This window comes from Gordonia insulae (assembly GCF_003855095.1).
Classification (GTDB): Bacteria; Actinomycetota; Actinomycetes; order Mycobacteriales; family Mycobacteriaceae; genus Gordonia; species Gordonia insulae.
Map to the genome: position 1 here is coordinate 2,615,376 of NZ_CP033972.1, position 12,558 is coordinate 2,627,933.

General features: G+C 66.9%; 8 protein-coding genes. 5 read left to right on the forward strand and 3 right to left on the reverse strand.

The window, feature by feature from the left end; all coding sequences use genetic code 11:
* Positions 1-17: 17 nt before the first annotated feature.
* Positions 18-3,131, forward strand: coding sequence for an MMPL/RND family transporter (locus D7316_RS11890; RefSeq protein ID WP_124708429.1), 3,114 nt, complete (start codon positions 18-20; stop codon positions 3,129-3,131).
* Here D7316_RS11890 and D7316_RS11895 read toward each other — a convergent pair.
* Positions 3,073-4,155, reverse strand: coding sequence for an NAD(P)H-dependent amine dehydrogenase family protein (locus D7316_RS11895; RefSeq protein ID WP_124708430.1), 1,083 nt, complete (start codon positions 4,153-4,155; stop codon positions 3,073-3,075). The two genes, D7316_RS11890 and D7316_RS11895, sit on opposite strands and share 59 nt — an antisense overlap.
* A gap of 95 nt (positions 4,156-4,250) precedes the next feature.
* On the opposite strand from D7316_RS11895, the gene D7316_RS11900 reads away from it, so the two are divergent.
* Together D7316_RS11900 and D7316_RS11905 are read left to right on the forward strand one after the other, a co-directional pair.
* The gene (locus D7316_RS11900) at positions 4,251-5,111 is read left to right on the forward strand and encodes a glycerophosphodiester phosphodiesterase (RefSeq protein ID WP_197718224.1); all 861 of its coding nucleotides are present in this window, start codon (positions 4,251-4,253) and stop codon (positions 5,109-5,111) included.
* Between the two features lie 41 nt (positions 5,112-5,152).
* A complete protein-coding gene (locus tag D7316_RS11905; protein WP_124708432.1) occupies positions 5,153-6,070 on the forward strand; it encodes an SMP-30/gluconolactonase/LRE family protein in 918 nt (305 codons plus the stop codon).
* Between the two features lie 49 nt (positions 6,071-6,119).
* Here the strand turns inward: D7316_RS11905 and purL are convergent, their stop codons facing one another.
* On the reverse strand, positions 6,120-8,405 hold the full coding sequence (gene purL, locus D7316_RS11910) for a phosphoribosylformylglycinamidine synthase subunit PurL (protein WP_124711284.1): 2,286 nt from the start codon (positions 8,403-8,405) through the stop codon (positions 6,120-6,122).
* A 238-nt stretch (positions 8,406-8,643) separates the two neighbouring features.
* On the opposite strand from purL, the gene eccA reads away from it, so the two are divergent.
* Positions 8,644-10,428: a type VII secretion AAA-ATPase EccA gene (gene eccA, locus D7316_RS11915; protein WP_124708433.1), complete on the forward strand. Its 1,785-nt coding sequence runs from the start codon at positions 8,644-8,646 to the stop codon at positions 10,426-10,428.
* Positions 10,429-10,446: 18 nt separating this feature from the next.
* On the opposite strand, the gene D7316_RS11920 is transcribed toward eccA, so the two are convergent.
* Positions 10,447-11,064, reverse strand: a complete 618-nt coding sequence (locus D7316_RS11920; RefSeq protein WP_232016877.1) for a TetR/AcrR family transcriptional regulator — start codon at positions 11,062-11,064, stop codon at positions 10,447-10,449.
* Between the two features lie 214 nt (positions 11,065-11,278).
* On the opposite strand from D7316_RS11920, the gene D7316_RS11925 reads away from it, so the two are divergent.
* Positions 11,279-12,556, forward strand: a complete 1,278-nt coding sequence (locus D7316_RS11925; RefSeq protein ID WP_124708434.1) for a cytochrome P450 — start codon at positions 11,279-11,281, stop codon at positions 12,554-12,556.
* Positions 12,557-12,558: the final 2 nt, after the last annotated feature.

The window sequence follows — 12,558 nt, forward strand, 5'->3', positions numbered from 1 at the left end:
AAGGGGAGGACGTCGAGGTGGCCGCATCCGCGCAGAGCAGGAGCCTGACCTCGGTCGGACGAGTGATTTACCGACACGCCTGGTGGGTACTGGGTTTCTGGATCGCGGTCGGGGCGATCCTGAACGTCGTTGTGCCACAGCTCGAACAGACCGTGGCGAGTCGATCCGCCGACTTCCTGCCCCGCGATCTGCCGGCCAACCAGAGCCTCGAGCGCATGGCGGCCGACTTCGGCGTCCCCGCGTCGAATGCGGTGAGCAGCGTCGTGTTGGTCGACGAGCACGGGATCGGGCCGGACGACGAACGGTACTACCACCGCCTCCTCGCGCGGCTCGTCGCCGACAAGGAGAACGTGGCCTACGTCCTGGACACCTACGGGAATCCGGTCACCCGTGACATCGCACTCAGTCCGGACGGCAAGGCGATCAACCTCCTCGTCGCGTCGGAGGGATCGGTGGGGTCCACGCGAGCACACCACTCCACCAACGGGATTCGCGCGCATATCGATGCCCTACCAAGACCACTCTCACTGCAGGTGCATTACAGCGGTCCGACCGCAACGCTCGCGGATCTGTTCAGCGCCATCGATGTCTCGCTGCTGATCATCACCGGCGTATCGATCCTGCTGATCACGTTGTTGTTGCTCGTTGCATACCGAGACCTCGTTACCGCACTCGTGCCGCTGATCACCATCGGCGTCACGTTGGCGGTGGTCCGGCCCGTCATATCCGCATTGGGTTCCACAGGCGCACTGTCGATCTCGAACTTCACCATCGCGATCATGACCGCCCTCGTGTTGGGCGCGGGCACCGACTACGCGATCTTCACCATCGCCAACTATCACGAGGCACGCCGAAGAGGTGAGTCCGTCGGGGATTCGGTGGCCCGCAGTTCCGGTCGCACGGCACCCATCCTGATCGCGTCCGCACTCACCATCGCCGCGGCGTGCGGGTCGATGATCTTCACCAAGATCGGCATGTTCACCACCGCCGGGCCCCCGACCGCCCTGGCCGTGCTGATCGCCCTCGCGGTCGCCCTCACATTGCCGACCGCTTTGCTCTCGCTGGCCGGACGACGGGGCTGGGCCGAACCGCGCCGCTCGACCGAACTCGCCTGGCGGCGACGCGGTGCCCGGGTGATCCGGCATGCCGGGGTTTACACCGTCGCGGCGCTGATCTTCCTCGTGGGCACCGCGTTGATCGGTACGACGTTCCGGATGAACTGGGACGAATCGGCGATGCCCATCCATGACACCGACTCGACCCTCGGATACGACGCGGTGCTCGAACATTACGGACACAACGAGATCGCACCCGAATACCTCACGTTCCGCGCCGACCACGACCTTCGCAACACCCGCGACCTCGCCGCGCTCGAGATGGCCGCGATGTCGGTTGCCGGACTCCCTCAGGTGGCCATGGTCCGGTCCATCACCCGCCCGGACGGCAAGCCCCTTCCGGAGGCGGCCAACGGATTCCAGACCGGTGTCGTCGGCGACCAGCTCGCCCGGGCCCATCGCCAGATGGTCACCGCGACACCAGAACTGCAGCGGCTGGCCGCCGGGGTGGGCCAGCTGTCCGACGGCGCCGAATCGGCCGCCACCCGCATGCCCGAACTGATGGACGGCACCCGCGAGGTGACCACGATGGCCTCGACCGTCCTCGACGGCCTCGACCACACCGAACGCATCGTCGCGATCGCCTCCGACGGACGCTCCTTGAGCGAGATACTGCCCACGGTGCGGTCGACGCTGAGCACACTCACCTCGATCGTGTCGACGGTGACCGCGGAGGATCAGGCGAGAAACACTGCCCTGCGGCGCTTTCGCGCGACCTTCGCGCCGCTGCAGGGCGATCGCCCCACGGCCTCCTGCGCCGCCGACCCGACATGCATGGCTGCCCGGACCGCGTTCGACGCGCTCGATCGGGCAATGGGTGGACGGGCAACAGCCGCACTTGCGGGCATCGACTCGATGTCCACCGCGTCACCCGACAGCGTGCGACGACTCACCGAGCTGCTCCCCGAACTCCGCACAACGCTGGAGACGGTGCAATCGCTCACCCGCCAACTCGACGGCCGTTCCAGTGACCAGATCCGCGCAGACCTGTCCCGTCTGACCGACGGCGTCAGCGAACTCTCCTCGGGCATGAGCCGACTGGCAGACGGTCTCCGCCAGGTGAAGGCGGGTACCGACACGACGGTCGCATTGACCGGTCAGTTGACCGACGGGCTGCGTCGAGCGTCGGGGTACCTGTCGTCGATGAGCTCGGCGACGCGCTCGGGTCCCGGGGCCGGCTTCTACCTTCCGCCGGAGGCCCTGCGTGATCCGCGTTTCGTCGAGGGCAGCAAACTGCTGATCTCCCCGGACGGCCGGACCGCACGCATGCTGGTGACCTGGAAGATCAACCCGTACGGCCAAGAAGCGATGCGCGCCAGCCGCGACCTGCCCGTGGTCGCGACACGGGCACTGAGCGGCACTGTCCTCGATGGGGCCGAGGTCTCCACAGCGGGTCTCGCATCGCTCTCCGCCGACATGCAGGATCAGGTCCGACGTGACTTCCTGCTCTTCGCGACGGTCGCCGTTTTCGCGGTGCTGCTGATCCTGATGGTGTTGCTCCGCAGTGTCCTAGCGCCGGTGCTGCTGGTGGCCACGGTGATCCTCTCGTTCGCTTCGGCCGTCGGCGTGAGCGTCCTGGTGTGGCAGCACATCATCGGCATCGACCTCGACTGGTCGGTCATCCCGGTGTCGTTCATGGCCGTGATCGCCGTGGGCGCCGACTATTCGATGCTGTTCGCCTCCCGCATCCGCGAGGAATCCGCCGACCGTGGGATGGTCCGCGGGATCATCCGCGGCTTCGGCAGCACCGGTGGCGTCATCACCACTGCGGGAATCGTTTTCGCACTCACCATGTTCGCGTTGATGAGCGGCACAGTGCTCAATCTGGTGCAGATCGGCTTCACGATAGCGGTGGGTCTGCTGCTCGACATCGCAATCGTGCGGACGATTCTGGTCCCCGCCGCGATGGCGGTGATCGGCGACCGGATCTGGTGGCCCGCGCGCAGCGCGCCGGCGACTAGTGCGCCCCCGTCACCAGACCCCGCCCCGACACCATCGGAAGATCCAGCGCGGTGACCAGTCCCGGCTTCGCATCCACAACGGCGGCAACGGAATTGACCAGCCTCATGGCCGTGACGATCATGCCGGAGACGTTGTGGTCACCGTGCTCACCGTGGTGCCCGAACTCGACGGTCATCTGCGGTTCGCCCGCGATGAGGATGCGGTAGCATCCGTCGCCGTCGGCAGGCTTCGGCCAGTCGGGGCACTGCGCCGGGTCGGTGCGGGTGTAGTGCTCGAGCACCACCCGATCGACGCCACCGACCTGACCGACCACCTCGAAATGCAGTGCGGCCATCGTCCCTTCGGGAATCTCCACCGACACCGTCGAATAGTCGCGGTCGGCGGCGACCCGGTCGTGACGTTCGACCAGCGGCTCGTCGAGCGTCAGTCCGAGTCCGGCGGCGATCTGCCGGACGACGCTGCCCCAACCCATCGACAGCACGCCGGGGAGGAGGAGCAGCGGCGTCGCGTCCATCGGCTGTCCGAAACCGAAGATGTCGCGCATGACCACCGGCTGGTAATAGGTCGAATAGTCGGCGATCTCGAGGCAGCGCACCTCGTCGATCCGCTGTGACAGGCTCGTCATCGCCAACGGCAGAACGTCGTTCGCGAAGCCCGGATCGATGCCGTTGACGTGCAGACTGGCATTTCCGGATTCTCCCGCCGCCGCGATTCGGTCGAGCAGCTCCCGGTTGAGGATGCCCTCGGGGAACTGCAACACCACGGGCCCGCTGGACACCACGTTGATCCCCGCCTCGACAAACGAGATGAGATCGTCGATGGCCTCGAAGATCCGGTCGTCGGTCATCGCGGTGTGCACGATGCAGTCGGGCCGCAGGGCGATCAGCGCATCGCGGTCGTTCGTCGCGACGACACCGAGTTCGCGATCGAGTCCGGCGAGTTCACCGGCGTCTCTGCCCACCTTCGCCGGGTCCGAGACCCAGACCCCGACCAACTCGAGGTCCGGCCGGGCATCGATCCCGGCGATGGCGTGCCTACCCACGGTTCCGGTCGACCACTCGACCACACGAAGAGTCATGTCCTCAAAGTAGAACATGTTCCTGTTTTCCGGGTGCGGTTCGGCGAACCCGATGATCACCCGCGGTTCACCGCATCGACGTAGGGTCGATCTCGATGACCGAACCCGCAGACACACCGATCGCGATCGACCTTGACGGCCACCGGACCGCGATCAAGTGGCATCGCGCGCGACGTCGGGCCGACGATCCGGCGTTCACGACGTCGCGCATCGTCGAGGCCATGCGGTTAGGGGCGAGCGTCGAGGTCGACCTGGTGATCCACGCCGATCGCGGGTTCGCGGTGCTCCACGACCCCGACATCACGCACGCGACCACCGGGACGGGTCGCATCGGCGAGCTTCCGGCAAGCTACATCCGCACGCTGTTCCTCCGGTCCGATGCGGGAGCGCCGCTCCGCGAGCCGGTCCTGCTGCTGGAGGATCTCGCGGAGATCCTCACCGGACCGGCCGTGCACCCGGACGCGGTGCTGCAGCTGGATTTCAAAGAGGATGCGCGGTCGCTGGACGCCGCGGCGATCGAGACCTTCGTGCGCGCGGTGTCCCCGATCACGCGCAACGCGATCCTCTCGTGCGGTGACGCCGAGGCCGTCCGCCTGCTGACCGACCCCGTGCCCGGCCTCCGCATCGGCTACGACCCCTGCCACCACGGCGCGGCCGATCGGGCGATGCGTTCCGGCGACTTCTCCGCGTTCGTCGAACGGGCGGTCGCGGCGTCGCCGAACGCGGAGATGATCTACCTCGAGCGACGGCTGGTCCTCGAGGCCGACCGGCATGGATACGACATCGTCGCCGCTTTCCACGAGCGCGGTCGCGCGATCGACGCCTACACCGTGTACCGCGTCGACGACGAATCCGTCTGGGAAGCGCGACGACTCGCCGAACTGCGGGTCGACCAGATCACCACCGACGATCCGGAAGGCCTCATCGCCGCCCTCCTCGCCCCGCCGCGGACGTGACCTCACCTCGACCATGACCGACCCCCACCCAGGAGCACAGCATGAGCATCGACGGAAACGCATCGAGTCGTGACATCACCACCGTTGCAGATGGATTCGCCTACCTGGAATGCCCGCGGTGGCATGCCGGACGGATCTGGTTCGTGGACTTCTACACCTACCGCGTGTACTCGGCAGCCGAGGACGGCAGCGACCTCCGGGTCGAGGCGGAGGTACCACAGCAACCATCCGGACTGGGCTGGCTACCCGACGGCAGACTGCTGATCGTCTCGATGCGCGACGCCCGGATACTGCGGCGCGAGCCCGACGGTGAACTGGTCAGCCACGCCGACCTCTCCGCGCATGTCACCGGCCATCCCAACGACATGGTCGTCGACGAGTCCACCGGCCGTGCATATGTCGGTGAGTTCGGCTTCGACCTGATGAGCGGCGCTCCGCTGCAGACCGCGGTGTTGCTGCGGGTGGATCCGGATGGCGCGGTCACCGTCGCCGCGGACGACATGTGGTTCCCCAACGGCAGCGTGATCACCGACGACGGGGTCCTGCTGGTCGACGAGACGTTCGGCAACCGGGTCACCGCGTTCGACATCGACGATGACGGCGGCCTCACCAACCGCCGGGTCTGGGCCGGGTTCGGCGAACCACCCACCGAGACCGAGGTCGCCGGGGCCCTCCCGCAACTGTCCGTGGCGCCCGACGGTTGCTGCCTCGACGCCGAGGGCGCGCTCTGGATCGCCGATGCGCTCGGCGCGCGCCTCGTCCGCGTCGTCGAGGGCGGCGACATCGTCGATGAGATCCCGGTGGGCACCGGCGTCTTCGCCTGCATGCTCGGCGGGTCGGACGGGCGCACACTGTTCGCTTGCGCCGCACCCGATTTCCAGGAGGAGGCCCGCAAGAATGCGCGCGAGGGGAGCCTCATCGCGATCCCGGTGGACGTGCCGCACGCCGGCACACCCTGATCCTCGCCGTTGCGTCCGCTGTCGTCGGGACGCGAGCACTGCGACCCGGTCAGCCGAACAGCGTCGGCAGCGTGCCCTCGTAGACCTCGCGCAGTTCGATGAGCGGGATCTCGAACTGATCCTGCACCGATACCGAGTCGCTGCCCTGATCGACCACACCGACTCGCGCCCATGGCATTCCACGTGCGTCGAGCATCGACGTGAACCGAGACTCCTCGGTGCGCGGGACCGCGACCACGGCGCGGCCCGACGACTCGGAAAACAACCAGACGAACGGATCTGCATCTTCGGGAAGCAGTATGCGACAACCGGTCTCGCCGGCGAGAGCGGATTCGATGACCGCCTGGATCAGACCGCCTTCGGACAGGTCGTGCGCCGCCGACACGAGGCCGTCGCGCGACGCCGCCATCAGGATGTCCGCCAGCAGCCGCTCACGTTCGAGGTCGACGCGCGGCGGTACCCCACCGAGATGGTCGTGGGCGACCTGCGCCCAGATCGAGCCGTCGAACTCGTCGAGGGTCGAACCGAGCAAGATGAGCGTCTCCCCCGGCTCGGTGCCGAACCCGGTCGGGATGCGGCGATGCACGTCGTCGATCACGCCCAGCACACCGACGACGGGGGTGGGCAGGATGGCCGTCGACCCGGTCTGGTTGTAGAAGCTCACGTTGCCCCCCGTCACCGGGATGCCCAGCTGCGCACAGCCGTCGGCGAGGCCGCGTACGGCCTGCTGGAACTGCCACATCACCGCGGGGTCCTCCGGCGAACCGAAGTTGAGGCAGTTGGTGACCGCCTTCGGCTGCGCACCCGACACCGCGACGTTCCGATACGCCTCGGCCAGCGCGAGCTGCGCACCGCGGTAGGGATCGAGGAAGGTGTAGCGACCCGAGGCGTCGGTGGCCAGCGCGATGCCACGGCCCGAGCTCTCGTCTATCCGGATCATCCCGGAGTCGGCGTTCTCGGCGAGCACGGTGTTGCCACGGACATAGCGGTCGTATTGCTCGGTGATGAACTTGCGGCTGCACAATGCCGGCGAGCCCAGCATCTGCAGCACCGTGGCCCGCAGCGCATCCGGGGTGTCCGGGCGTGCCAGCGGTTCGGTTGTCGACTCGATGACACCGTCCTGCCACTCCGGACGCGCGACCGGCCGCTCGTAGACCGGACCGTCGTGGGCGACGGTGCGCGGCGGGACGTCGACGACGGTCTCGCCGTGCCAGGTGATCTGCAGATGATCCCCGTCGGTGACCTCGCCGATCACGGTGGCGAGCACGTCCCACTTCTTGCAGACCTCGAGGAAGGCGTCCACGTTGTCGGGAGTGACGACGGCGCACATGCGTTCCTGCGACTCGCTGGAGAGCACCTCCGCAGGCGTCATGCCCTCGGCGCGCATCGGCACCTTCTCCAGCTCGATGTGCATGCCGCCGTCGCCCGCCGCGGCGAGCTCGGAGGTCGCGCAGGACAGGCCTGCCCCGCCGAGGTCCTGGATGCCGACGACCAGTCCGGCGTGATAGAGCTCGAGGCAGCACTCGATGAGCACCTTCTCGGTGAACGGATCGCCGACCTGGACGCTCGGCAGCTTCTTCCGATTGGGCCCCGACTGGCCGCTCCCGGCATCCGCGTCGTCGAAGGTCTCCGACGCGAGCACGGACACCCCACCGATGCCGTCGAGGCCGGTACGCGCGCCGAACAGGATGATCTTGTTACCCGCGCCCGACGCGAAGGCCAGGTGCAGGTCCTCGGTGCGCAGCACACCCGCGCACAGTGCGTTGACCAGTGGGTTACCGGCATAGCTCGCGTCGAATACGGTCTCGCCGCCGACGTTGGGCAGCCCGAGCGAGTTGCCGTAGCCGCCGACGCCCCGGACGACCCCGTCGACGACCCGGCGGGTGTCGGGTGCGTCGGCCGGACCGAACCGGAGCTGATCCATCACGGCGATCGGGCGGGCGCCCATCGCCATGATGTCGCGGACGATGCCGCCGACACCGGTGGCCGCACCCTGGTAGGGCTCGACGTAGCTCGGGTGGTTGTGCGACTCGACCTTGAACGTCACCGCCCAGCCGTCGCCGACGTCGACGACGCCGGCGTTCTCGCCGATGCCGGCGAGCATGCCGGCACGCATCTCGTCCGTGGTGGTCTCGCCGAAGTAGCGCAGATGCACCTTGGATGACTTGTAGCTGCAGTGCTCGGACCACATCACCGAGTACATCGCGAGCTCCGCGTCGGTCGGCCGACGTCCGAGGATCTCGCGGATGCGCGTGTACTCGTCGTCTTTCAGACCGAGTTCACGGAACGGTTGGGGTTGGTCGGGGCTGCCGGCTGCGGCTGAAACGGTATCCACCTGCGCACTCACTCGGACCAGTGTAATGCCACGTGGCACCGGGGTCGGTGTGGCCGCTTGGTCACGCAACCGGGGCGAGCGAAGCGACGGGGGATGTCACCGGGGCGAGCGAAGCGACGGGGGATGTCACCGGGGCGAGCGAAGCGACGAAGAGTATGGCGCTAGGCTGATCCCCTGACACGGACGGGTCGGGCTGCGACGGCGCCACCTGTCCGAAGCACGGTATCTGGGGGGCCCGATGGCTGACGTCCGCAAGGCGAGGCAGTTGTTCGAATTGGGCGTGCTGTCGCTGGGCATCGCGGTCGAGGGCCAGGAGCCGATCAACAACCCACAGCAGGCCGCCAAGGCGTTCACCCGGGCCAGCGAGTGGGACCCGACGATGGGCGATGCGTGGCTCGGTCGCCTCGCGTGTGGTGAGGACACCGACGAGGTCCGTCTGGCGCTGTACCGCAATCGCTCGACGATCGGACACGAGCAGCGCCGGCTCGGTCTGCCGCAACGCACCATGGCCGGTCGGTGGCAGCCCGACGTGTTCATCACCTACCCGATGACCGACGCCGTCGAGGCGACCGCGGCGTATGCGGCGTCGCTGGCCCGCGGCAAGGACTTCGCCGGAGCCCAGGAGGTACTGGACGAGGTCCCGGCCGCACACCGGTTGCCGATCGTCGAGTACGTGCAGGCGGTCCTCTTCATGATGACTCGGCGCTGGCCGGATCTCCTGACCGCGCTGCACCGGTCGGATCGCTGGAACGACTCCTTCCTGCAGTCGGCCGCCGATTTTATGGCCGGCAGCGCCTGCATCCAGATGAGCATGTTCGGGGAAGGCACCCGCCGCCTGCAGAATGCGATCGACGGCCCGATCCCGGCGCTGGCCACCGAGGCGATGTTCGCGCACGGCATGGCATTGCGAGAGCAGGGGCAGGAGGAGAAGGCACGCGCGTTGTTCGAACAGGCCTACGCGCGCAACCCCGATTCGGCAGCGGGCCAGGCCTTGAAGTCGCCCGGCTTCCGGCTGGTCCTCACCTCGCCCGACGAGATCGCCGAGCGTCGCGATCCCTGGGACCCGGCGTCGGTCGTCGGCCCCGCCGAGTCGCTGGTCTCGAACACCGTCGACACGCCTGGGATGTCCGGGCTGGTGACCGACGCCCAGCGCGAACTCGCCGACCAGATCGGCCTCGATTCGGTCAAGGAGCAGGTGGCGAAGCTGCAGTCGGCGGCGACGCTGGCCAAGGTGCGTGCCGACCGCGGGCTGAACACCTCGGCACGCAGTCTGCACCTGGCCTTCACCGGTCCGCCCGGGACCGGAAAGACGACCGTCGCCCGCATCGTCGCGAAGATCTACTGCGGGCTCGGGTTCATCAAGACCGACAAGGTCGTCGAGGCGACACGTCGTGACATGGTCGGCGAGCACCTCGGTTCGACGGCGCCGAAGACATCGGCGGTGATCGACTCGGCGATGGACGGTGTGCTGTTCATCGACGAGGCCTACACCCTCATCCAGCAGGGTTTGTCCGGCGGCGACGCGTTCGGCAAGGAAGCCGTCGACACCTTGCTCGCCCGGATGGAGGACGACCGCGACCGCCTCGTCGTGATCATCGCCGGATATCACTCGGAGATCGAACGATTCCTCGGCTCCAACGACGGTCTGGCCTCGCGTTTCGCACGTCGCGTGCAGTTCGAGTCCTACACCCCGAACGAGCTCGCACGGATCGGGGACTTCATCGCGCGCAAGCGGGACTCACTCCTCACGCCCGAGGCGATCGCCGAGCTGGAGCAGGCCTGCACACCGCTGTATCACGATGTGCGCGAGAGCGCTTCGGGCATTCGGCGAGCCAGTGACGTCGCCGGGAACGGGCGGTTCATCCGCAATATCATCGAGGGCGCCGAGGAGGAGCGTGAGTACCGGCTGTCCGCCTCGGGCGATCTCGACTCGCTGTCCCACGACGATCTGATGCGGATCGAGGTGGCCGACATCCGCACCGCCCTGTCCGGTGTGTTGTCGGGGTTGGGGCACCGCGGATAGTGCCGTCGGACCGCGTGTTCAGGGATAGCCGATCGAGGCGATGACGTGATGCTGTAGCGGTTCGCCTTCCAGTTTGTGCAGATACTGCTCGATGAACTCGAAGGTCTCCCGATGACCCTTCTCGAAGCCCAACCATTTCTCCATCATGACCAGGCGGGACACGCTGGTGATCACCACGATCAGGACCTCCGCCGGCAGCTCCGCGGATGTGACGCCGTAAGTCGGTAACAGTTTCGCGATCGCCTCCTGCGCCTGTTCACGCAACTGCTCGGAATAGCGCGCGATCTCGGCGCGGAGTTCCTTGCGATGGTTCGCCAGCGCGAGCAGTTCCGTCGTGAACTGGGCCACCGACGGATCGATGCTGAACTGCCAGAGCGCCCAGAGCGGTTGGGGGGATTCGAGTAGCGCCCGCTGTTGATCCAGACCCTGATCCGCCCGCCGGCGGAACATCTCCAGGAACATCTCGTCCATTGTGCGGAAGTAGTAGTGCACCAGTTGCGGCTTCAGGCCCGCGGCTTGTGCCACCTTTCGCGAAGTCACTGCAGCGTAGCCACTTTCGAGCATGATCGCCTCGGCCGCGTCCAACAGGAGCGAACGATTCTTCGCCTCGGCCGACCCGAATCTACGCTCGGTCACTCTCTCCACCTCTCGTCTCCGCCTTAAATCACTCTAATCAGACATGCGCGATGCTCAACCGACGAGTGTGATCTTGACCTCATCGAGTGGGTCATGGTAACAAGTATTACACCTCGCTGAGCAGTCGCTCAGCATTTGTATCCAGACTTTGCCCAGCCCTCTCCGTCCCAACGCATTCCCACCGTGACAAATAGTGCCGCACAGGAGGTTTCCGGTGAGCGATCTGACCGAACTGAACTACTTCACCGACGAGAGCTTGGTCCCTGACCCCTATCCCTATTTCGATGAGCTCCGCAGCAGGTGTCCGGTGACGAAGGAGCCCCACTTCGGCGTTCTCGCCATCACCGGGCACGCCGAGGCCGTGACCGTCCTCAAGGATCCGGCCACGTTCTCCTCCTGCCTCGCCGCAACCGGCCCCTTCCCCGGCCTCCCCTTCGAACCGACCGGCGACGACGTCAGCGAGCTGATCGACCAGCATCGCGACGAACTGCCCCTGCACGAGCACATGGTCACGATGGATCCGCCCGATCACAGCCGTGCACGCAGCCTGCTCAGCCGACTCCTCACCCCGCGCCGCATCCAGGAGAACGAGGAGTTCATGTGGCGTCTGGCCGACGAGTACATCGGTGAGTTCATCGCCAACGGCGAGTGCGAACTGATGGAAGAGTTCGCAAAGCCCTTCTCGCTCCTCGTCATCGCCGATCTGCTCGGAGTTCCGGAGGAGGACCATGAGGAGTTCCGGACGGTCCTCGGTGCGCCGCGCAAGGGTGCCCGTCCCGGCGCACTGGACTCGGAGGTGATGGCGGACAACCCCCTTCAGTGGCTCGACGACAAGTTCACCCACTACATCGAGGAACGACGTGCGAACCCGCGCGGTGACGTGCTCACGGCACTGGCCGAATCCAAGTACAAGGACGGCAGCACCCCCGAGGTCGTCGAGGTGGTCCGCACCGCGACATTCCTGTTCGCCGCGGGCCAGGAGACCACCACCAAACTGATCAGCGCGGCCCTGCGGGTCATCGGCGAACGACCGGACATCCAGCAGCGCCTGCGCGACGATCCCGAGCTGATCCCCGTCTTCATCGAGGAGACACTGCGTCTGGAGAGCCCGGTCAAGAGCGGGTTCCGGGTGGCACGCAAGTCCACCACCGTCGGCGATACGGAAGTACCGGCGGGCACCACCCTGATGTTCTGCCCCGGGGCGGCCAATCGGGACCCCGACCATTTCCCGGACCCGAACACCTTCGACCTCGAACGCACCAACGTGCGCGAACATCTGACCTTCGGCCGCGGTATCCACTCCTGCCCCGGGAGCCCGCTCGCGAGGATCGAGGGCCGGGTGACGGTCGAGCGGTTCCTGGCCCGGATGGCCGACATCCGCGTGTCCGAAGAACATCACGGTGTCAACGGCCATCGTCACTACAGCTTCGAGCCGACGTACATCCTGCGCGGGCTCACCCGACTCCACCTCGAGTTCACCCCGACGGCCTGAGA

Coding starts and splice junctions, on each gene's coding strand:
- D7316_RS11905 (WP_124708432.1), top strand. CDS start 5,153: ATGAGCATCGACGGAAACGCATCGAGTCGTGACATCACCACCGTTGCA.
- eccA (WP_124708433.1), top strand. CDS start 8,644: ATGGCTGACGTCCGCAAGGCGAGGCAGTTGTTCGAATTGGGCGTGCTG.
- D7316_RS11895 (WP_124708430.1), bottom strand. CDS start 4,155: ATGACTCTTCGTGTGGTCGAGTGGTCGACCGGAACCGTGGGTAGGCAC.
- D7316_RS11900 (WP_197718224.1), top strand. CDS start 4,251: ATGACCGAACCCGCAGACACACCGATCGCGATCGACCTTGACGGCCAC.